General features: G+C 37.1%; 23 protein-coding genes and 1 riboswitch. Of the genes, 22 read left to right on the top strand and 1 reads right to left on the bottom strand.

What is annotated here, in order from left to right:
* Together JX304_RS07045 and JX304_RS07050 are read left to right on the top strand one after the other, a co-directional pair.
* A partial coding sequence (locus tag JX304_RS07045) for an IS3 family transposase (protein WP_205011986.1) occupies positions 1–167 on the top strand: 167 nt, incomplete at its 5' end.
* Positions 168–492: 325 nt separating this feature from the next.
* On the top strand, positions 493–1,257 hold the full coding sequence (locus JX304_RS07050; protein WP_205011865.1) for a (S)-acetoin forming diacetyl reductase: 765 nt from the start codon (positions 493–495) through the stop codon (positions 1,255–1,257).
* Positions 1,258–1,305: 48 nt separating this feature from the next.
* On the opposite strand, the gene JX304_RS07055 is transcribed toward JX304_RS07050, so the two are convergent.
* Complete coding sequence (locus JX304_RS07055) at positions 1,306–1,725, bottom strand: SP_0198 family lipoprotein (protein WP_205011866.1); 420 nt, start codon at positions 1,723–1,725, stop codon at positions 1,306–1,308.
* Positions 1,726–2,041: 316 nt separating this feature from the next.
* Between JX304_RS07055 and JX304_RS07060 the strand changes: the two genes are divergently transcribed.
* From JX304_RS07060 to eutD, 20 genes are all read left to right on the top strand, one after another.
* On the top strand, positions 2,042–3,361 hold the full coding sequence (locus tag JX304_RS07060; protein ID WP_205011867.1) for a haloacid dehalogenase-like hydrolase: 1,320 nt from the start codon (positions 2,042–2,044) through the stop codon (positions 3,359–3,361).
* A 9-nt stretch (positions 3,362–3,370) separates the two neighbouring features.
* Positions 3,371–3,805, top strand: coding sequence for a EutP/PduV family microcompartment system protein (locus JX304_RS07065; protein ID WP_023023536.1), 435 nt, complete (start codon positions 3,371–3,373; stop codon positions 3,803–3,805).
* A 50-nt stretch (positions 3,806–3,855) separates the two neighbouring features.
* Positions 3,856–4,938 (top strand): threonine-phosphate decarboxylase CobD, encoded by a 1,083-nt coding sequence (gene cobD / locus JX304_RS07070; protein WP_205011868.1) that lies wholly within the window; start codon positions 3,856–3,858, stop codon positions 4,936–4,938.
* Positions 4,938–5,813: a kinase gene (locus JX304_RS07075; protein WP_205011869.1), complete on the top strand. Its 876-nt coding sequence runs from the start codon at positions 4,938–4,940 to the stop codon at positions 5,811–5,813. The genes cobD and JX304_RS07075 overlap by 1 nt, the downstream gene beginning before the upstream one ends.
* Positions 5,806–6,870, top strand: coding sequence for a nicotinate-nucleotide--dimethylbenzimidazole phosphoribosyltransferase (gene cobT / locus JX304_RS07080; RefSeq protein ID WP_205011870.1), 1,065 nt, complete (start codon positions 5,806–5,808; stop codon positions 6,868–6,870). Before JX304_RS07075 ends, cobT begins: the two co-directional genes overlap by 8 nt.
* A gap of 20 nt (positions 6,871–6,890) precedes the next feature.
* Complete coding sequence (locus tag JX304_RS07085; RefSeq protein WP_205011871.1) at positions 6,891–7,493, top strand: cob(I)yrinic acid a,c-diamide adenosyltransferase; 603 nt, start codon at positions 6,891–6,893, stop codon at positions 7,491–7,493.
* Positions 7,494–7,783: 290 nt separating this feature from the next.
* Positions 7,784–7,929: riboswitch (adenosylcobalamin (AdoCbl) riboswitch) on the bottom strand.
* Between the two features lie 284 nt (positions 7,930–8,213).
* Positions 8,214–9,356, top strand: coding sequence for a 1-propanol dehydrogenase PduQ (locus JX304_RS07090; protein ID WP_205011987.1), 1,143 nt, complete (start codon positions 8,214–8,216; stop codon positions 9,354–9,356).
* Positions 9,357–9,821: 465 nt separating this feature from the next.
* Entirely contained in the window at positions 9,822–10,166 is a 345-nt protein-coding gene (locus tag JX304_RS07095) for a BMC domain-containing protein (protein ID WP_003006878.1), read from the top strand.
* Positions 10,167–10,188: 22 nt separating this feature from the next.
* Positions 10,189–10,767 (top strand): ANTAR domain-containing response regulator, encoded by a 579-nt coding sequence (locus JX304_RS07100; RefSeq protein ID WP_205011988.1) that lies wholly within the window; start codon positions 10,189–10,191, stop codon positions 10,765–10,767.
* Complete coding sequence (locus JX304_RS07105; RefSeq protein WP_205011872.1) at positions 10,754–12,190, top strand: sensor histidine kinase; 1,437 nt, start codon at positions 10,754–10,756, stop codon at positions 12,188–12,190. The genes JX304_RS07100 and JX304_RS07105 overlap by 14 nt, the downstream gene beginning before the upstream one ends.
* Before the next feature lie 107 nt (positions 12,191–12,297).
* Positions 12,298–13,728: an ethanolamine ammonia-lyase reactivating factor EutA gene (gene eutA / locus JX304_RS07110; protein ID WP_205011873.1), complete on the top strand. Its 1,431-nt coding sequence runs from the start codon at positions 12,298–12,300 to the stop codon at positions 13,726–13,728.
* A 26-nt stretch (positions 13,729–13,754) separates the two neighbouring features.
* Complete coding sequence (locus JX304_RS07115; protein ID WP_205011874.1) at positions 13,755–15,125, top strand: ethanolamine ammonia-lyase subunit EutB; 1,371 nt, start codon at positions 13,755–13,757, stop codon at positions 15,123–15,125.
* A gap of 16 nt (positions 15,126–15,141) precedes the next feature.
* The gene (gene eutC / locus JX304_RS07120) at positions 15,142–16,065 is read left to right on the top strand and encodes an ethanolamine ammonia-lyase subunit EutC (RefSeq protein ID WP_049515131.1); all 924 of its coding nucleotides are present in this window, start codon (positions 15,142–15,144) and stop codon (positions 16,063–16,065) included.
* A gap of 16 nt (positions 16,066–16,081) precedes the next feature.
* Positions 16,082–16,735: an ethanolamine utilization microcompartment protein EutL gene (gene eutL, locus JX304_RS07125; RefSeq protein ID WP_205011875.1), complete on the top strand. Its 654-nt coding sequence runs from the start codon at positions 16,082–16,084 to the stop codon at positions 16,733–16,735.
* Positions 16,736–16,749: 14 nt separating this feature from the next.
* Positions 16,750–17,406 (top strand): BMC domain-containing protein, encoded by a 657-nt coding sequence (locus tag JX304_RS07130; RefSeq protein WP_205011876.1) that lies wholly within the window; start codon positions 16,750–16,752, stop codon positions 17,404–17,406.
* Between the two features lie 11 nt (positions 17,407–17,417).
* Positions 17,418–18,902, top strand: coding sequence for an acetaldehyde dehydrogenase (acetylating) (locus JX304_RS07135; protein ID WP_205011877.1), 1,485 nt, complete (start codon positions 17,418–17,420; stop codon positions 18,900–18,902).
* Positions 18,903–18,933: 31 nt separating this feature from the next.
* The gene (locus tag JX304_RS07140) at positions 18,934–19,221 is read left to right on the top strand and encodes a BMC domain-containing protein (RefSeq protein ID WP_205011878.1); all 288 of its coding nucleotides are present in this window, start codon (positions 18,934–18,936) and stop codon (positions 19,219–19,221) included.
* Between the two features lie 28 nt (positions 19,222–19,249).
* Complete coding sequence (locus JX304_RS07145) at positions 19,250–19,531, top strand: BMC domain-containing protein (protein WP_006596190.1); 282 nt, start codon at positions 19,250–19,252, stop codon at positions 19,529–19,531.
* A gap of 167 nt (positions 19,532–19,698) precedes the next feature.
* A complete protein-coding gene (locus tag JX304_RS07150; protein ID WP_205011879.1) occupies positions 19,699–20,340 on the top strand; it encodes a hypothetical protein in 642 nt (213 codons plus the stop codon).
* Between the two features lie 16 nt (positions 20,341–20,356).
* Positions 20,357–20,983, top strand: a complete 627-nt coding sequence (gene eutD, locus JX304_RS07155) for an ethanolamine utilization phosphate acetyltransferase EutD (protein WP_023023508.1) — start codon at positions 20,357–20,359, stop codon at positions 20,981–20,983.
* The last annotated feature ends 5 nt before the right edge of the window (positions 20,984–20,988 follow it).

A 20,988-nucleotide genomic window follows, 5' to 3' on the forward strand; every position in this document is an offset into this window, starting at 1 on the left:
GTATTTTGAAATCCGAAATGTTTTATGGTTATGAGAAGACGTTTCACTCACTTGAGCAATTGGAACAAGCTATTGTAAACTATATTGATTATTACAACAACAAACGAATTAAGGTAAAACTAAAAGGACTCAGTCCTGTGCAATACAGAACTAAATCCTTTGGATAAATTAATTGTCTAACTTTTTGGGGTCAGTACATTTTGTCCCAATCTCTTTTTATGTAGCTATTACAGAATAGGATAGTGATCCGTTGTGGGTAAAAGACATATTCTATTTCACACTTTAGTTCATTTATCACTAAATAAAAATATCATATAAATAAACAATTTTTTTCAAAAAATAGGCTAGAGTTTGAAAAATCTTTCACAAAGGAGTATACTATTAGCATAGTTTTGGAAGGAACTTATGATAGAACCCATCAAAACTAGTTGTCAACCCTTGCTGTTCTTCTATGAACGTTTGCTGGTATCGTTGATACCAAGGAGGAATCATATGTCTAAAGTAGCTATTGTCACAGGTGCTGGTCAAGGAATCGGTTTTGCAATCGCAAAACGTTTGGTGCAAGATGGCTTCAAGGTCGGAGTATTGGACTACAATGCTGAAACAGCTGAAAAAGCAGTTGCTGAGTTGTCAGCTGAAAATGCTTTTGCGGTTGTTGCTGATGTATCCAAACAATCAGAAGTTGCTGCTGCCTTCCAAAAAGTTGTCGATCACTTCGGTGATTTGAATGTTGTTGTAAACAATGCAGGTGTTGCGCCAACTACACCACTTGATACGATTACAGAAGAACAGTTTACACGTACATTTGCTATTAATGTTGGTGGTGTGATTTGGGGTTCACAAGCAGCTCAAGCACAGTTCAAAGCACTAGGTCATGGCGGAAAAATCATTAATGCAACTTCACAAGCAGGTGTTGTAGGTAACCCTAACTTGACTGTCTATGGTGGTACTAAATTTGCAGTTCGTGGTATCACTCAAACTTTGGCACGTGACTTGGCTGATTCAGGAATCACTGTCAATGCTTATGCACCAGGTATCGTTAAGACTCCAATGATGTTTGACATTGCTCATGAAGTAGGTAAGAACGCGGGCAAAGACGACGAATGGGGTATGCAAACATTCGCTAAAGATATCACTTTGAAACGTCTTTCAGAACCAGAAGATGTGGCTGCTGCAGTCAGCTTCCTTGCTGGACCAGATTCAAACTACATCACGGGTCAAACCATCATCGTGGATGGTGGAATGCAATTCCATTAAGATGAAAAAAGAGGTTGGGATCAACATCCTAACCTCTTATTTTTTATGCTATTTCGTTAATACAATGGTATCAGAAGGATCGAGATCGTCATCTTCAATAGTGAGTTGGTTACCTTCTAGTTTGTAATATTTGAGATCATCCCCCGCAGTGAGAGTATGATTGTCGGCGTGAATGGTTACAGGCTTGCTTTCTTTCTCGTCATCCCTTTCAACCACTTCCCATGTGCCCGTTATACCAGAGAGGGTTAGAGTGATCTGATCAGTTTCATCAGTCCCTTTGTATGTACCGTCTAGATTTTCAGCTTGGCTAGCCGTTTGTGAACCTTTAGAGCTTGAAGTGCTCGAAGAAACCTGTTGTGAACTAGCAAAGTTTGCAGGTGTTTGAGCTGTCTGGTTCGAGGAGGCTGCTAAAAGACCAAGAACTGCCAGTGAGGCAATAGAAAGTGTGGATTTATTGGACAATGTCATAGGCTTGTCTTCTTTCTTTGATAATCCAAATATAGCAGAGGATAGAGGAGAAGACAATGAAAATGATTTTTCAGAAAGAGAATTAATCCCTCAGTTAGCATGAAAACATTAGAAGATGTAGTTTCTGACACGATTAGAATAAGAATGGCGAAAAAATGTAACCGTTTTCGATTGACATTCTATCAGCTAATTAGTATAATAGGTGTGGAATAATATAAAAGGCAATGAGGCCTATGATTGCAATGGAGCAACTGTTTCAAATCATAGGTCCTTTATTGCCTTTTTTCTAATTAAATTTTATTTTGGAGGTTTTCTTATGAAGAAACATCGTCTCTTTTTCGTTTGTGGTTTAGCTTTATTTATGGTTGGGTGCCAGCCTTCTCAGTCATCCAAAACAACAGAGCCTAGTAAAGCTAAACAAGAAACAAGTGTTTCTAAGGAAGATCAAATACTCAATCGTGGTCAGTGGGAGGATAAGCTATATAAGAAATTAAGCAATGTCATTAAAGATAATGGTAAATCTAGCTCTAAATATGATGAATCAGCAAAACCATATGCTGTATTTGACTGGGATAACACAACTGTCATCAATGATATTGGTGAAGCAACTTTCACCTATCAAATCGAAAACTTAGAATTTAAGATGACCCCAGAAGAGTTGGATAAGGCCATTCGGACCAATATTCCAGAAGACAACTTCAAAGAAGATCATAACAATAAAGAAGGAAATCCAGTTAATATAGATAAGATCGCCAAGGATATCGTATCTGATTATACTGTGATTTATAATGAATACAAAGGTTTTAAAGGATCTAAGAGCCTCGAAGAAGTAAAACAATTAAACGAATATAAAGATTTCAGTGCTAAGCTACGTTATCTATATGAAGCTATCGGTGGAACCTTCAGCTCAGACATTTCTTATCCATGGGTGACTTACTTGTTTACAGGTATGACATCTGAAGAAGTTCAAGCCGTATCGGAAAAATCAATTGAACGTGCCTTAAAAGAAGATTTAGTTTATGAAACTTGGGTGAGCCCAGAAAACTTGAAGGGTGAAGCTGGTCAAGTAGAAATCAAATTTAAACGTGGTGTTCGCGCAGTAAAAGAGATGCAAAATCTTTATAAAACACTACAAGATAATGGCATAGATGTTTATGTTGTTTCTGCTTCATTTCGAGATGTTGTTGTTCCTTTTGCTACTAAGGAAAAATTTGGATATAATATTACTGAAGACCATGTCTATGGAATGGAACTTGTAAAAAATGATTCTGGTGTCATTCAATCAGAATACAATAACGACTACTTCCAAACACAAGGTGAAGGAAAAACAAAAACAATCAAGAAGTTCATTGCAGATAAACATGGGAACCAAGATCCTATTCTAATTGCTGGAGATAGTAATGGGGACTATGCAATGTTGAAAGATTTTGGAGGATTACAGATGGGAATCATCTTTAACCTATTACGGGATCCATCCAAAGGAATTGGCTTACTTTCACAGACTGCAGTAGATACATATGATAGCAAAGATGCCAAATACTTCCTACAAGGTCGTGATGAAAACAAAGGTGTTTTAGTTAAGAGTAGAGAAACAATCAAGTTAGGAACTGATGAGGCGCAGTTAATTAAAAAATAGGGGAGATTTATGAAGAAAATCATGTTTGTTGGTTCAGTGGGAGTAGGGAAAACAACTCTGACCCAACGATTAAAAGGATTAGATATTGAGTATTTTAAAACGCAGGCTGTTCAATTCCACGATAGTATTATTGATACGCCAGGAGAATTTTTACAACACAGACGCTATTACAATGCTTTAACAGTGACTGCAGCAGAAGCTGAAATCATTGGACTCTTAATTGCAGGGAATTCAACCATGCAAACTTTTCCTCAAGGATTTTCTTCATTATTTACCCAAGATGTGATTGGAATCATTAGCAAGATTGATTTAGTCGACTCAGAGGAGCAATTAGAATTTGCACGCAAACAATTGTTAGATGCGGGTGTAACAAGGATTTTTGAGATTTCTTCTACTGAGAATACTGGAATCGATGCTTTAAAAGACTTTCTTGAGACTGAGTAAACATGATATAATCTAAGTGGACTACTTTAGCTTTCAAGAAGGAGATGTGTATGATTGTTGAACATGGAGGGAATGGACGTCTATTAGCTGAAAAGAATGGAAACTCTTCTGAAAAGTGGATTGATTTTAGTGCGAATATCAATCCGCTTGGAGTTTCTAAAAACCTCCGCCAAGTCTTAGTGGACAGTATTGATAGAATTACAGAGTATCCGGATATAACAAACCAATATGAAAAGGATTTGCTTAGGGATCATCATGGCAATCATGATCTAGAAATCCTTTTATCAAATGGTGCAGTTGGATTATTTTATGAACTAGCTCAGACTTTAAAACCCAAGAGATTACTGATTTTAAGTCCCACCTTCATGGAATATGAAAAGGCTTTTTATCAAGAAGGGACCGAGATTCTATATCATCGTTTAACGGCTCCTCATTTTGATTGGACGGTGGAAGAGCTTCAAGCAGCTATAGAAGATCTGGAAGCAGGTGATGTTGTCTTATTATGCAATCCTAACAATCCGACAGGAACCCTTGCTCCAGTTGGTCACTTGCTAGAAATCGCGAAAAAATTGCTGGAACGGAATATTCATTTTATTCTAGATGAAGCTTTTATTGACTTTTTAGAAGACGAAGAAAAGTATACTTTTGTTCCGTATTTGAGTGAGTTTACAAATACAATTGTGGTTCGCTCTCTAACCAAGTTTTATGCCATTCCAGGATTACGATTAGGATACGCCCTCGGGAAACATCCATGCTTAACAAATATTAATGAACGTAGGGCTCCGTGGACAATTAATGCACTGGCTCTTCAAGCTTTACCTGTGATTTTGAAGGATCAGGATTATCAAGCTCAGACTCTAAAATGGTTACAGGAGGAAAAAGACTTCCTGTATCGTTCTTTGGGAACTTTTTCTGCATTAACTGTTTTAAAACCAAGTGTTAATTATATTTTTTTTAAGTATACGGGTTCCAAGGATTTACGTGAAGAATTATGGGGCTATAACATTTTTATCCGCTCCTGTTCCAACTACCGTAATTTAAGTAGTGATTACTACCGCGTTGCAATTCGTAGCAGAGAAGAGAATAGCTGTTTATTAACTGTTCTGGAAGCGATTCTTGGAGGACATGAGTAGTGAAAGGGACAATGATAGCATCTTGTCCAGGATCTTGTGGAGAATTATTCCAATGTGTTGTAGATGGTCGTGAATTTTTGATGTCTTATGGCATTGAAAAGAAAAGTCAAGTAGTGATTGGCCCTCAAGCAGGTCAAGTAGGAGAAGTGTTGCGGCCTAAAATGCTGCAAGTTATGAATGAACTAACGGATCAGATAGATTTCGACTTCTCATTTCAAACAGATATTTCTATTGGAAAGGGATATTCTAGTAGTACAGCGGATATGCTCTCGATCTTAGGAGCTTATTCTGCCTATAAGCATAAAGAAGTGTCAGTGTCTCTACTAACGAGTCTCTGTTCAAAGATTGAACCAAGTGATTCCGTAGGATTTTCGGACTGGACTGTGATGAATCCGCTTAATGGTGAGATTAAATGGCAGACCAGGTGGAAACCAAAGCTTTATGTGTACATTCTAGAGCCAGATCAAATGGTTGATACGACGAGTTTCATAAGAATGACGGAAAGTCCCTTGTATCCTGCAGAGCAATCAAAAACATTGTTGACTGATTTTAAAATAGCCTGTGACAAGCAAAATGTAGAGCTATTAGGCGCCGTCGCGACTAGAAGTTCTTTATTGAATAACAAACGGCTGCCCAAACCCTATTTAGAAGATATTATAGAAATTACAACTGAATTAGGTTTACTAGGAGTTAATGTTGCTCATAGTGGTAGCATTGTTGGTATTCTGCTGACCCAAGATCAGCTCCGTCACTTGTATAAGTTAGAAGAACGACTGTCCCAACATCCTTTGGCAAGCTATTATTCTATAAGGAATCTAAGCAGAATTATATATGATGGGCTAGAAGTGAAGAAGGTGGAGGAGATCTTTGGATAGACAAGAAGAATTAAATCACATCCTAAAAAATATTGTCCCAATTGACGCTAAAGCATTAGAAGAAGGAAAAAGCTATTGTGATCGATTAGCAAAACCTTTGGGTGCATTAGGGAAAATGGAAAAAATGTATGCTAGATTACATGCGATGTTCCCTGACAATATCCAGCTGACGAAGAAAATGGTCATGATTTATGTAGCGGATAATGGAGTTTGCGATGAAGGAATCTCCTCAAACCCTATCGAAACAACATTTATTGTAGCTAATAATATTAGAAATGGGAAAGCAGGGGTGGCTAATATTGCTGAACATGCAGGTTCAGATATCTGCGTCATTGATATTGGTTGTAAAAGCCCAATCGATCCTGATAATCCAGACCATATTCTAAATGGAACACGAAATATGCTAAAGGAACCTGCCATGACTCGGCAGGAGGCCCTAGAAGCGATTTTGGTTGGGTATAGAAGAACAGTTGAATTGATTAATCAGGGCTATACCTTGTTTGGAACTGGTGAGATGGGGGTTGGCAATACCACGACTTCCGCAGCAGTTATTGCCGCAACTTTGGGGCTTCCTGCACAAGAGGTGACGGGATATGGAGCGGGAGTTACGGAAAAGATGAAGGCTCATAAAACAACGGTCATTCAAAAGGCAGTAACTAGTCATGCGCCTTATAGTGATATCATTGATCTAGCCTCCAAAGTTGGTGGCCTGGATATGTTGGGGATGGTTGGTACTTATTTAGCCTGTGCCCAATACCAACTGCCTTGTGTCATCGATGGACTGATTTCTTTAACGGGACTCTTGATTGCTTCTCAATTAAAGAAAGAGGTTTTAGATTATTGTTTCCCATCACATTGTTCAACAGAACCAGGATATCGGATTGTTTCTGACTACTTAGGATTATCCCCCATGCTTCAAATGGATATGCGCTTAGGTGAAGGTTCCGGATGTCCATTAGCTTTCTTTTTAATGGAAAGTTCGGTATATACTATAGAGCATATGCCTACTTTTGAAGAAGGAAAACTACACCGGGAAGACTATGTAGATATTAGATAATAGGAATAAAGGAGAAAAATATGCAATTATATACAAAAACCGGAGACAAAGGTCTTACGAAATTGGTAGGTGGTCAAAGCGTTGCAAAAGATTCAGATCGAGTCAATGCTTATGGGACCATTGATGAACTAAATACTTGGGTTGGTTATACCATTAGTAAAATGGATCCTGAGGATGAATTGAGAGACGAATTGTATCAGTTACAAAATTATTTATTTGATTGCGGCTCAGATTTATCTACTCCACATGGTGTATATCCATATAAGGTGGATGAAAACCTCGTCAAATGGATTGAAGAACGTATTGATACGTATGCGGATATCCCGCCTGCTCTAGAAAAATTTATTTTACCTGGTGGTGATGAGATTGCTTCGATGATTCACGTGGCAAGAACCATTGCTCGCCGTGCAGAACGTCTGGTGGTTGCAACCATGTGGACAAATGAAATCAATAACCAAGTCTTGATTTTTATTAATCGTTTGTCTGACTATTTCTTCGCACTTGCACGGGTTATTAATTATCGAAAACATCGTGAGGATATTCCTTATGAAAGAGGAGCTAAGGTGTTCCATAATATTACCAAAGCAGATGTGGAGCGTTGGGCAAAACAAAACAATAACTAGAATAAAAGCACTACCCTTACCAAAGATAGGGGTAGTGCTTTTTCAAGTCTAATCATTTTAAATAGAGAAAATAAAAAAACCTTGTCTCCCATAAAGGGAAGGACAAGGTCCAAATTCGAAAGCTGGATGTACAACAGCGTACAATTCTAATGTTAAGCTTCATTGGTTAACATTAGCTTTCCAAATATTGACTCTGCTCCTTTGCAGATGATGGAAAATCCATCTTTAGAAAATGATACGTACTCATACGTAGAGTCAATAGGGGAAAGCACTATTTTGGTGTATTTCCTATCTGACATCACCACCTTACATCGAGGCGTGAAATCTACTAAAATTTAAGAATAAAGACCTGACTTAAAGCAAAGCTTATCACAGTGGCGGGACCGTGTTGGATTTTCACCAAGCTTCCATACCCTTAAAAGTACCAAAATCATTTCTATGTTTTAATGATATCATGTTCTGAAGGAATCTGCAAGTGAAATGACTTAAATAAATTAAAAAATACAAAAATATATGCTTATTTATTTGCGTTGAAAACGTTTTTATGTTATACTCTTGGTAAAGTACAAAGAGGTACAAATTTAAGCAATGAAGCTATATGAAATATGCCAAAATTCAATTCACTTTGGCAGTATTTCATGTGGCTTCTTTTTATGCAGTTTTAAGAGTTTCGACTAGTAAAGGAGGTAAAATATGAAACTCAAAAAGAAAGGAGAAAGAATGTATAACATATACTACAAAACTAAACTTTATGTTGGAGAAGGTGCTCTAGCTAAGTTGGAAGACTATCATAATAAAACCTTCTTAGTTGTTGCTGATCCGTTTCTTAAAGAATCAGGACAATTAGATCATATTCTCACTCACTTCGATTCTAGCAATGAGATTATCACCTTTACAGATATCGTTCCGGATCCTCCGATTGATGTTATTGTAGCAGGAATTCATGCTACGGAAGGAAAATCTATCGATATCGTTTTATCTGTTGGAGGAGGATCTGCAATTGATGCCTCTAAGGCGATGTATTACTTTGCTAAGAAACAAGGAATATTTAGCGATGTTGAACTAATTTCTATCCCTACTACTAGCGGTACTGGATCTGAAGTTACAAGCTTTGCTGTTATTACAGATGCTGAGAAAGAACAGAAGTACCCGATCGTAGATTGGGATATTTTGCCAGACGTCGCAATTTTGGATTCGAATTTGGTAGCGACATGTCCAGCAAATATTACTGCAGATACTGGAATGGATGTATTGACACACGCGATTGAGGCATATGTTTCAAATAAAGCAACTGATTTTTCTGATGCTTTAGCTGAAAAAGCTATCAAATTAGTATTTGAATACTTGCCTCGTGCATACAAAAATGGATATGATTTAGAAGCACGTGAAAAAATGCATGTAGCCTCTACTTTGGCGGGAATGGCCTTCAACTCAGCTTCATTGGGGATTAATCATAGTATCGCCCATGCAGCAGGAGCAAAATTCCATATTCCTCATGGACGACTTAATAGCATCTTAATGCCACATATTATCCAGTATAATGCGAATGTGGCAACGAATGGTGTTCGTGCTGGTAATTTGAATAAAGAAACCGCTGAAAGATATCAACAGATTGCTCGTTTATTAGGATTGAGTGCTTCTACACCTATTCTAGGTGTAAGACAATTAGTGGATGCTGTTCGAAAACTTCAGAAGAAATTAGATCATCCGACTTCTTTAAGATCTTACGGAGTAGGACTGGATGATTTTAATGCTCACAAACGTGAGATTGCGGAAGCTGCATTATTGGATAAGTGTACGATTACAAATCCGAGAGTCCCTACAGTTGAAGAATTATTGAAGGTTATAGAACAAGCTTTCTAAAAAAGTCATTTTAAATTAACAAAAAGAATTTATAAAGTCTAATTAATATAGTAGAAGTAAATCTGCTAGTGAAAATTAAAAAAGACATGAGAGTTCAGTTTTTTAGGAATATCTATATAATAAAAGTTCACATGATTAATTGGAATTTTTAAATTTAACTTGTTTAATAGAGGCTTACTTTTATAAGTTTTTAAAGCACTAATAAATTGTCTTGTATTGGTTTTGCATAGTACATAATTAAAAGTCAATGGTTCTATATTTTATAATCAATTATTTCAAATAGTAAAATTAACATACAAAAAATTAAAGATTAAAAAGAATTTCCCTCAAATTTAAGATCTTTAATTTGACACTGTTATGTAATAATTTATTTAAAAATTTTTATTGAAAGCGAATACTAAATATAGTATAATCAAATTATTTAGAATTATATTTATTGTAAAACCAATCCAGAGGTGGTAATGAATGTCAGAAAAACAAAGAATGATTCAGGAATACGTTCCTGGGAAACAAGTCACATTAGCACATTTAATTGCTAGTCCTGATCCTGTTATTTTTGAAAAATTAGGATTACAGACAGATTTTCGTGATGCTATTGGGATATTGACCATCACTCCAAGTGAGGCTGCAATTATTGCTGTGGATATAGCTACTAAAGCAGCAGGGGTACAGATTGGTTTTGTAGATCGATTTAGCGGATCTGTTGTAATGACAGGGGATGTTGCGTCAGTAGATGCATCACTCCACGCAGTATTAAATGGTTTAGAAGAGATTCTAGGTTTTTCAAGTACGGTTGTAACAAGAACATAATTTCATATGAGGGATGGAGTTTATGAAAGGCAGAATACTAATTTGTGATGATGATCCGATTATTCGCTTAGATATCAAACAAATTTTGGAACAGTCAGATTATGAAGTGGCTGCAGAAGCAAGTGATGGTTTTGAAGCTATTGAACTTTGTCAAAAACACTTTTTCGATCTTGTAATAATGGATATTAAATTACCGTTATTAGATGGTTTGTCAGCAGGTAAAAAAATATTAGATGATGAATTAGCATACGGTGTGATAATTCTTTCTGCTTATAATGATGACCATTATATCAAAAAGGCGAGTTTAACTGGTGCTAGTGCTTACTTGGTAAAACCGTTGGATGCAAAGTCTTTAATTCCCACAATAGCAGTTTGTATAGAGAAAGGACGGCAACAGCAATTACTTTCGAAGGAATTAATTAAAATTAGTAAGAAGCTCGACGATCGAATTGTTTTAGAAAAAGCAAAAGGACTCTTGATGACAAGAGATCATCTTTCTGAGCCTGAAGCATTTAAACAGATTCGAACAATTAGTATGCAAAAACGTGTTCCAATGATTGAAATTGCAAAGTTGCTGTTATTGAATAATGAAGTACAATAATCAGATAAAGAAATTTTGCGAGGATAAAACAGATCTTAATGAAGCAGATATTGATTATTTGATTCGACAATCAGAGGCCGTTTTATCCAGTAAAGAGTTTATGGATAAGGACGTCTTCATTGATGTAAAAAATATTTATTCTGATCATGCAATTGTCGTCTTTCATAGAAAACCTCATACAAAAGAGAGTTTGTATGAAAAAACAGTTGTTGGGCAATCTGCCTTTTTAGAAAATGAACCTGGAGTTCTTCGTACTCTTCAAACAGGTGTTCCTTCAGTGGGTCTTCGAGGCCAATCGCAAGAAGGAGTTGCAATTGAACAGACGGTTTTTCCAATTATCAGAGGAAAAAAAGTAATTGCTACTTTAATTGTTGAAAGTGACTTTTCAAATAGTTTCTCATCCAGTTTTTCTCTCCAACAATCTAAGGGTGATCATTCTTATATTTTTCAGGCACCAAAAGAATCAGTCAGAGAAGATGAAGTATCCTTATTGGATTATGTAGAAGACGCAGTATTAGTATTTGATCAGGGAGGATTTTTGCTTCACTGTAATCAATCAGCAGTTCTTTTATATAGAAGTAAATTGGGCTACTTGGAGAGCATCCAAGGAATGCACTATGATAATCTTTCTTTAGATGGGACGATTTTTTCTGAATTAATAGGAGATCATTTTTCTGATAGGAATAAAACTATCAAATATGGGAAACATTATTTTCAAGTCAAGTGCTATCCCAATGCTCGAAACCATCAAACGATTCTTACGATAAGGGATGTCACTGAGCTCCAAAGTAAAGAAAAAGAAATTCAAGAAAATCTGATTGCTTCACGAGAAATTAATCACCGAGTTAAAAATCATCTTCAGACTATTATTTCTTTGTTACGTTTGCAAGGAGCACAGGTCAAAGATTCGGGAACCAAGGTTGCTTTTGAAGATTGTATTAATAGAATTTTCTCTATTGCAGCTACCTATGAACTTCTTTCTAATCAAGATCATGAAAAAATTTCATTGAAATCCTTGATAGAAACAGTATCTTCTAACATTCAACGATGTTTTGCTGAAAGAACAGATGTTCAATTACGATTGAATGTATGTGGGGATATCTATTTGGATCATAATAGAGCATCATCGCTAGCATTAGTAGTAAATGAATTGTTGCAAAATTCATATGAGCATGCTTTTGTTTCAAAAAAATATAAAAAAAATCAAAAAAATCAATGTATTCGTTTGCAAATCACAAAGAATGATGATATAATACGTATACAAGTAGTTGATAATGGTAGCGGTTACAATGTCGAAACCGTAGGTCAAGAGCATCTTGGCTTAATCCTAGTTCAAAGATTTGTAGAGAGTAAATTATCTGGAAGGCTGGTCATCAACTCAAATCATGAGGGGACGCAAGTGAAGATAATTTTTAAAATGTAAATAATTTAAGACTAACAATGAAGTCAGTCGAAAAGCAATGACGCTTAAAGAATGCAGGAAACCTATGTTTCAGTGCATTCTTTAAGCGTCTTTTTTGGAGGTTTCCTATGTCGGAAAAAATTTTGAGTGTTGGGTTAGACCTCGGTACTGCGACCACTCAACTAGTCCTGTCAGAACTTACCATTGAGAATATTGCGTCTGTATTTACAATCCCGCGGGTATATATAACGGATAAGAAAGTCCTTTATAAGAGTAATATCATTTTTACTCCCATTTCACATCAGTCTTTGATAGAAGTGGATCAAATAAAAGACTTTGTTATCCAAGAGTATAAAAAAGCTGGAATTGAAAAACAAGATATTCAAATGGGAGCAGTTATCATTACTGGTGAAACTGCTAGAAAGGAAAATGCTAGTCAAGTCTTACAGGCTTTAAGCGGATACGCTGGAGATTTCGTTGTTGCGACAGCAGGTCCTGACCTAGAGAGTATTATTGCAGGCAAGGGAGCTTGTGCACACCAGTATTCTCAGGAACACCATACTTCAGTTGTAAATATAGATATTGGAGGTGGAACTTCAAACTTTGCGGCTTTTCGCGAAGGAGATGTTATTGACACAGGTTGCTTTGATATTGGCGGTCGTTTAATAAAGGTTGATCCTAGTACTCTGAAAATTAAATATATATCACCGAAACTACAAGAGATTATAAAACAAGAAAATTTACGACTGTTTTTAGATGAAATTGTCAATAGGGATGAATTGAATAAATTGATCCAGATTTTGGTGAGAGTTTTGGAGAAGGCAGTGGGACTCGAAGTAGATGCTCCCTACTATGAGTTCTTAGAAACTAACCATGGATTGCGACTCGATTATGAATTAAAATGTGTTTCGTTCTCCGGTGGAGTAGCGGATGCTATTTGTGAAAATTCCGATAAAAGTGATTTTGCCTATGGCGATATTGGAATCATACTAGGACGAGCCATTTATCATTCGAAAATTTTTGAACAAAAGAAAGTGATTGAATCTGCTGAGACAATTCGGGCTACTGTGGTTGGAGCTGGAAGTCATACAACAGAGGTCAGTGGTAGTACGATCACTTATATTTCTAAGACGTTACCGATTAGAAATATACCTGTATTGAAATTAGCCAAAGACGACGAGCTAGAAAGTTGCGAAAAATTAACTGAAATTATTCGCGATAAATTAGAATGGTTTACCTTGGAAAATGAAGTTCAACAGGTTGCTTTAGCGATTAATGGAGAAAAAAGTCCAAGTTTTGTTAGAGTACAAGAATTTGCAAGCGCTATCACCGTAGGAATGGGGGAAAGTATTCGAAAGAATATTCCATTAATAGTAGTTGTTAGAGAAGATATGGCCAAGGTATTGGGGCAATGTTTGTTTGCTTCATTACCTAAAGATTATCCGTTTGTATGTATTGACTCTGTTGATGTTCAAAACGGCGATTACATTGATATCGGAAATCCTGTGGTTGAGGGATCGGTCTTACCGGTCGTTGTTAAAACGTTAGTTTTTAATTAAGAAATTATTAAAGGAGGAGACTTTAAATGATTTTAAAGACAAAATTATTTGGAAGAGTCTATGAATTCAAATCAGTAAAAGAAGTTCTAGCCAAAGCCAATGAATACAAGTCGGGTGACCAACTTGCAGGCGTAGCTGCTGAATCTTCTGAAGAGCGCGTGGCAGCTAAGGTTGTTTTATCTCAATTGAAACTTTCGGATTTGTTTAACAATCCAGTTGTACCATACGAAGAGGACGAAGTAACACGCATTATCATCGATGATGTAAATCTTCGTACATACGAAAAGATTAAAAATTGGACAGTATCTGAACTTCGTGAGTGGATTTTGGATAACAATCACCAAAATGTGGATATCCAATGGCTATCTCGTGGATTAACTTCAGAAATGGTCGCAGCGGTTGCGAAGTTGATGACAAACCTCGACTTGATCGTCGCTGCTAATAAGATTATCATTACCAAACGTGCTAATACAACAATTGGTGAACCTGGAACATTCTCTTCTCGTTTGCAGCCAAACCATACGACAGATGATCTTGATGGTATCATGGCTTCTACAATGGAAGGTTTTGCTTATGGATGTGGAGATGCCCTTCTAGGGCTCAACCCGGTTGATGATTCTGTTGAAAGTACAAAACGAATTCTTCATAAATTTAATGACTTTATCGAAGAGTATAAGATTCCAACTCAACACTGTGTGCTTGCTCACGTTACTACTCAAATTGAAGCAATGAACCAAGGTGCACCAACTGGATTGGTCTTCCAATCTATCGCAGGTTCTGAAAAAGGAAATGCTGCATTTGGTTTTGACGCAAAGATTATTCAGGAAGCTAAAGATACTGCTCAAAAAGTTGGTACTTCAGCTGGTCCAAACGTAATGTACTTTGAAACTGGTCAAGGGTCTGAATTATCATCAGATGCTCACCATGGTGCCGACCAGGTAACAATGGAAGCTCGCTGTTATGGTTTTGCAAAACGCTTCGATCCATTCTTGGTAAATACAGTAGTTGGTTTCATCGGTCCAGAATATTTGTACGATTCAAAACAAGTTATTCGTGCTGGTTTGGAAGACCATTTCATGGGTAAATTGACTGGTATTTCTATGGGTTGTGACATTTGCTACACTAACCATATGAAAGCTGATCAAAATGACGCTGAAAACCTATTGGTTCTTCTTGGAGCAGCGAATGTAAACTACATCATGGCAATTCCTCATGGGGATGATATCATGTTGAACTACCAAACTACCGGTTACCATGAAACTGCTACGATGCGTGATCTCTTGAACAAACGTCCAATCAAAGAATTTGAAGAATGGATGGAAAAAATGGGATTGATGAAAGATGGTCATCTTACTGAAATCGGTGGAGACGGATCTATCTTTATGAAACAAAATTAGTAAGGAGGTATTAACAGTGAATGAACAAGATTTAAAAGAAATGATTCGTTCTTTGTTAAGTGAGTTGGATACAGATGCCATTGCAGAGTCAACAAAAGAGGAGCAAAAAGTAGATTCCAATTTGAAGACGAAAGAAAGTCCAAGTGTTCAACCAGATAAGGAAGAAACTACTATTGAAGATGGAATTATCCCAGATATTACAGAAGTGGATATTCAGGAACAATTTTTGATTCCAAATGCCATTAACGAAGAAGCTTATCGTAAAATTAAAAAATTCACACCAGCTCGTTTGGGCTTGTGGAGAGCAGGAAATCGTTACAAGACTGAAACAGTCCTTCGCTTCCGTGCTGACCACGCAGCGGCACAAGATGCGGTATTCTCTTATGTATCTGATGATTTTGTTAAAGAAATGGGATTCATTCCAGTTCAAACAAAAGCTTCAACAAAAGATGAATACTTAACTCGACCAGATTACGGTAGATTCTTCCCAGAAGATCAACAAAAAATTATCAAAGAATCTTGCAAACCAAATCCAAAAGTACAAATTGTTGTAGGAGATGGATTGAGTTCATCAGCCATTGAAGCGAACGTAAGAGATTTCTTACCAGCTTTGAAACAAGGGTTGAAAATGTTTGGTCTTGACTATAATGAAGTTCTTTTCATCAAACATGCTCGGGTAGCGGCTATGGACCAGATTGCTGAACTTACAGGAGCTGAGGTCATCTGTATGCTAGTGGGTGAACGGCCTGGTTTGGTAACAGCTGAATCAATGAGTGCTTATATGGCTTACAAACCAACAGTTGGTATGCCTGAATCTCGTCGTACAGTTGTATCCAATATCCATAAGGGTGGAACTCCAGCGGTTGAAGCTGGTGCCTACGTGGCTGAAATTATCAAGAAGATTCTTGATAATAAGAAGTCAGGTGTAGAATTAAAATAGAAATGGGGTTTAGATTTTGAGAAATGATAGACTTGGCGCTAACGTATTAAGTGCATTATTAATTTCTAATGTAGATGCAGGGTTAGCAGCATCATTGGAATTGAAACCACATCATAGAAGTTTAGGAATTGTTACTTCTGACTGCGATGATGTAACCTATGTTGCTTTAGATGAAGCAACAAAAGCAGCTGATGTTGAAGTTGTTTATGCTCGTAGTATGTATGCCGGAGCTGGTAATGCCTCAACAAAATTAGCAGGTGAAGTTATTGGTATCCTTGCCGGACCTAATCCAGAAGAAGTTCGCAGTGGCCTAGACGTCGTTGTATATGAAATTGAAAATGGGGCAAGTTTCTACAGTGCAAATGATGATGATAGCATCCCATATTTTGCTCATTGTATTTCTAGAGCAGGTAGCTATCTTTCAGAAGGTGCCAATGCAGAAGAAGGTACAGCAATTGCCTATTTAATTGCACCTCCTGCTGAAGCTATGGTTGCGCTAGATGCTGCTTTGAAAGCTGCAGATGTATCGGTTGGAGCCTTTTATGGTCCACCAAGTGAAACAAACTTTGCGGGTGGTCTATTAACTGGATCTCAATCTGCTTGTCGTGCTGCTTGCGATGCATTTGCGCGAACTGTTCTAAGTATTGCAGACAATCCAAAGAATTATTAAGATGAGGTATGCTCATGGTAGAAAAAGCACTTGGATTAATTGAAGTGCGAGGTTTTCTTGGAGCAGTTGTTGTAGCAGATGCTGCTTTGAAAGCTGCAAATGTCTCACTATTAAATGTAGAAACTGTTAAGTCAGGTTTGAACACAGTTCAGTTAGTAGGCGACGTTAGTGCAGTAAGATCAGCTGTAGAAGCCGCAGTTGAAATTGCACAGGATCAACCTTACTATCTTCATAGTCACGTGATTGCACGGTTAGACTCACAAACTGATTTAATCCTCAACCCAATCCGTAAGGAAGAGAATAAAGAAGTTCCTAAAGTTGAAAGTGTCTCATTAGAAGAAGAAAGTGTTTTGGAATCACTTGACCCAGTTGAAGAAGCTGAGGTTATTACAGAGCCATTGCAATCAGCTATTGAGGAAGTCGTTGTTGAAGACATAGTTTCTGATGTTGAAGAAGCCATCGTTGAAGGGATTGCTTCTGATATTGTGACGGAAGAAGAAATTTCGACAGAAGGAAAGCAAAAATATTCTGAGGAAGAATTAAATAAATTCAAAGTTGTTGAATTAAGAAGTATTGCTTATCGGGAAAATAAAATCGATCTATCTAAGAAAGAAATTAAATTTGCGAACAAACAATTACTAATTCAAGCTTTACTAAAATTGAAATCATAGGAGAAAGTTGAATGTATATTGAAGATAAAGATCTCTTATCTATTCAAGAAGTTCGCCATTTGATTCAACGAGCAAAAGTAGCTCAACAAAAACTCGCATTGATGAGTCAAGAACAAATTGATACGATCGTAAAAGTTGTAGCTAAAGCTTGTTATGATCAAAGAGAACGTTTAGCCAAAATGGCTGCTGAAGAAACTGGATTTGGTAAGTGGCAAGATAAGGTTTTAAAAAATGCCCTTGCTTCAAAAGGTATTCTTGAAGAAATCAAGGATATGCGTACAGTAGGAATTTTGAGCGAAGATAAGGAAAATAAAGTTATTGAAGTTGGAGTTCCAGTTGGGGTCGTTGCAGGGCTAATCCCTTCAACCAATCCGACTTCGACAGTCATGTATAAAGCTCTTATCGCTTTAAAAGGTGGAAACAGTATTGTTTTCTCTCCACACCCACACGCAGCAAAATGTATCAATGAAACTGTAGATATTATTAAAAAAGCAGCAGTTTCTGCAGGCTGTCCAGAAGGTGCTATCGGTGTGATTCAACGTGTTTCTATTGAAGCAACCAATGAATTGATGAAACACAAAGATACAAACCTAATTTTGGCAACCGGTGGGAATGCGATGGTAAAAGCTGCGTATTCATCAGGAACACCTGCTATTGGGGTAGGACCTGGTAATGGTCCAGCCTTTATCGAAAAAACTGCAGATATTCCTAAAGCAGTTCGTCAAATCCTAGATTCAAAAACGTTTGATAATGGTGTGATCTGCGCTTCTGAACAATCAATCATTGTCGAAGAAGAAACAAAAGAAAAGGTTGTTGAAGAGTTCAAACGTCAAGGTGCTTACTTCGTTCCAAAAGAAGATGCTAAGAAACTTGGTTCCTTCATTATTCTACCTAGTGGAGCAATGAATCCAAAAATGGTAGGTAAAACACCTCAAGTGATCGCTAAACTGGCAGGAATCTCTGTTCCAGATGATGCTCGCGTCTTGATTGCTGACGGTGAAGGAGTTGGAAAACAATATCCATATTCTATGGAAAAACTTGCTCCTGTCCTTGGTTTCTACACTGTTAAAAATTGGGAAGAAGCTTGTGAGTTGAGTATTCGAATTCTTCATCATGAAGGAGCTGGACACACATTAGCTATCCACACCCAAGACGAAAGTATCGTTCGAGAATTTGCCTTAAGAAAACCTGTTTCAAGACTTTTGATCAATACTCCTGCTGCTTTAGGAGGAGTTGGTGCTACAACAGGTTTGTTCCCATCCTTTACTTTAGGTTGTGGAGCTGTAGGTGGAAGCGCAACATCTGATAATGTCAGCCCGTTGAATTTGATTAATATTCGCCGTGTCGCTTATGGTACTGCAGAATTGTCAGATCTGAGAAAGGCTGAAAATCAAGAAAATCTTGACTGTCAACGCTGTGAAGTTGATAAGCAAGTAGATGAAGAACAATTAGTTGATCTGCTTGTTCAACGTGTGTTATCAAAATTAACTAAATAACTTATTCATTTCATAATTGGAGGAAATTAAAATGGCAAACGCAAATGCATTAGGAATGGTTGAAACAAAAGGTTTAGTAGGTGCTATCGAAGCAGCAGATGCTATGGTGAAAGCAGCAAACGTTACATTGATTGGTAAACAACAAGTTGGTGCTGGATTGGTAACTGTAATGGTTCGTGGTGACGTAGGTGCGGTTAAAGCTGCAACAGATGCAGGTGCATCAGCAGCTGAAAACGTAGGTGAATTAATTTCAGTTCACGTGATCCCACGTCCACATTCAGAAGTAGAAGTCATTCTACCACATCCATCAGCTGAATAATTAGATTTTATAATAGGAGGAAAAGAATATGTCAAACGCAAACGCATTAGGAATGGTTGAAACAAAAGGTTTAGTAGGTGCTATCGAAGCAGCAGATGCTATGGTAAAAGCAGCGAACGTTACATTGATTGGTAAACAACAAGTCGGAGCTGGTTTGGTAACTGTAATGGTTCGCGGTGACGTAGGTGCGGTTAAAGCTGCAACAGATGCAGGTGCAGCAGCAGCTGAAAATGTAGGTGAATTGATTTCAGTACATGTCATCCCACGTCCACATTCAGAAGTAGAAGTAATCCTACCTCATAAAGAGTAGATTTTCAAAATTTCTCATGCAGGTAATCAGCAATTAATGTTTTGATAGGAATAAGCATTTTGATGTAAAGAATATTCATTCATGTTAATAGCTGAGCGAGGTTGGGAAGTTAAATCTCAACCTCGTTGTATCCCTGTAGTTAATTTGTGGTAGAAGGATGTGAATGCATGACAGTTTATACTGAATCTCGAATTAGAAAGCTAATGAAAGATGGACAGGTTAGTGAGCAAAACGTTCTAAAACTCTCGAGTGAGGATAAATTGACTCCAGCAGCAAGAGGTTTCTTGCATGATCGCCATATTCAGATAGCTTATACTGATTCGAAAATAAAAACTCAAACAGAGATTAGCAAAACATTTCATAAGACTGTTTCGTCTCTAGAAGAGTCTGCTGTGTATCCACTACTTTTCAAGCTAACGAAACTATATACGTATTTTCTAAGATGCCAAAAAGAACTCCACCTTGCTTTTCTTGATGACAAAGTAGAACAATTAGGAAATCTTATTCATATTATAGAAAAAATTGTAGGTTGTTATATTGAAAATGATATATCATACTATAATCAGAATCTTGGTACGAATGAAGAGTTACAATCTGTTCGGGTGATTAAACAGTTGGATCAAGGAAGTGTACAAGTTGATTTCAAATGTGAGAGTTGGAAACTTTCGTGTTATGAGTTATATATTGAGATTGCTAATATTCGAAAGGAATTAGCTCTTGTAGTATCCGGTATTCAGGATATTTATGCTGAGAAACTGATCGCATTATTGAAATCGATTGAAGTATTAGTATGGCTTACTTTAGAATAGAATGTGGAGAATAACAATGTCATTAGAAAATTTAATTGATAAAGTTATTGATAGGATTCAAAATGAACTTGATGGTTCGTTTGAAGTAGAAGCTAGTGGTAGACATGTCCATTTAAGTCGTAAGGAATTAGATGCACTGTTTGGAACAGGATATGAATTGACAAAGGCGAAAGACTTATCTCAACCTGGTCAGTATGCTTCAAAGGAACGATTAACGGTAGTGGGACCAAAAGGAGCCTATCATAATGTAGTTATTTTAGGTCCTGTTAGAAAAGAATCACAAGTTGAAGTATCACTTACGGACTGCTTGCAATTAGGTGTTAAAGCTCCTATTCGAGAAAGTGGTGATATCGAAGGTACTCCAGGTATTGTCTTAGTAAATGGTGATAAGTCTGTCTCTTTGGACAAAGGTTTGATTGTTGCTAAACGCCATGTTCATATGACACCTGAAGATGCTGAAAAATTGGGCGTAAAAAATCATGATATTGTAAAAGTAAAAGTTGAAGGAGCAAGACCTTTAATCTTTGACGACGTTGTGATTCGTGTGAGTCCAAAGTTTGCAACTTATATGCATATCGATTACGATGAAGCCAATGCTTGTGGTTTTAGCAAAGGAATCCGTGGTCGGATTATTAAAGACTAGTATTG

Origin of the sequence: Streptococcus parasanguinis (assembly GCF_901875555.1) — a bacterium.
GTDB classification, from domain to species: domain Bacteria; phylum Bacillota; class Bacilli; order Lactobacillales; family Streptococcaceae; genus Streptococcus; species Streptococcus parasanguinis_H.

What these genes read in the sequence shown, in the direction of transcription:
- JX304_RS07050 (WP_205011865.1), top strand. Translation starts at nt 493, where the DNA reads ATGTCTAAAGTAGCTATTGTCACAGGTGCTGGTCAAGGAATCGGTTTT.
- JX304_RS07055 (WP_205011866.1), bottom strand. Translation starts at nt 1,725, where the DNA reads ATGACATTGTCCAATAAATCCACACTTTCTATTGCCTCACTGGCAGTT.
- JX304_RS07060 (WP_205011867.1), top strand. Translation starts at nt 2,042, where the DNA reads ATGAAGAAACATCGTCTCTTTTTCGTTTGTGGTTTAGCTTTATTTATG.
- JX304_RS07065 (WP_023023536.1), top strand. Translation starts at nt 3,371, where the DNA reads ATGAAGAAAATCATGTTTGTTGGTTCAGTGGGAGTAGGGAAAACAACT.
- cobD (WP_205011868.1), top strand. Translation starts at nt 3,856, where the DNA reads ATGATTGTTGAACATGGAGGGAATGGACGTCTATTAGCTGAAAAGAAT.
- JX304_RS07085 (WP_205011871.1), top strand. Translation starts at nt 6,891, where the DNA reads ATGCAATTATATACAAAAACCGGAGACAAAGGTCTTACGAAATTGGTA.
- JX304_RS07090 (WP_205011987.1), top strand. Translation starts at nt 8,214, where the DNA reads ATGTATAACATATACTACAAAACTAAACTTTATGTTGGAGAAGGTGCT.
- JX304_RS07095 (WP_003006878.1), top strand. Translation starts at nt 9,822, where the DNA reads ATGTCAGAAAAACAAAGAATGATTCAGGAATACGTTCCTGGGAAACAA.
- JX304_RS07100 (WP_205011988.1), top strand. Translation starts at nt 10,189, where the DNA reads ATGAAAGGCAGAATACTAATTTGTGATGATGATCCGATTATTCGCTTA.
- JX304_RS07105 (WP_205011872.1), top strand. Translation starts at nt 10,754, where the DNA reads ATGAAGTACAATAATCAGATAAAGAAATTTTGCGAGGATAAAACAGAT.
- eutA (WP_205011873.1), top strand. Translation starts at nt 12,298, where the DNA reads ATGTCGGAAAAAATTTTGAGTGTTGGGTTAGACCTCGGTACTGCGACC.
- JX304_RS07115 (WP_205011874.1), top strand. Translation starts at nt 13,755, where the DNA reads ATGATTTTAAAGACAAAATTATTTGGAAGAGTCTATGAATTCAAATCA.
- JX304_RS07130 (WP_205011876.1), top strand. Translation starts at nt 16,750, where the DNA reads ATGGTAGAAAAAGCACTTGGATTAATTGAAGTGCGAGGTTTTCTTGGA.
- JX304_RS07135 (WP_205011877.1), top strand. Translation starts at nt 17,418, where the DNA reads ATGTATATTGAAGATAAAGATCTCTTATCTATTCAAGAAGTTCGCCAT.
- JX304_RS07140 (WP_205011878.1), top strand. Translation starts at nt 18,934, where the DNA reads ATGGCAAACGCAAATGCATTAGGAATGGTTGAAACAAAAGGTTTAGTA.
- JX304_RS07145 (WP_006596190.1), top strand. Translation starts at nt 19,250, where the DNA reads ATGTCAAACGCAAACGCATTAGGAATGGTTGAAACAAAAGGTTTAGTA.
- JX304_RS07150 (WP_205011879.1), top strand. Translation starts at nt 19,699, where the DNA reads ATGACAGTTTATACTGAATCTCGAATTAGAAAGCTAATGAAAGATGGA.
- eutD (WP_023023508.1), top strand. Translation starts at nt 20,357, where the DNA reads ATGTCATTAGAAAATTTAATTGATAAAGTTATTGATAGGATTCAAAAT.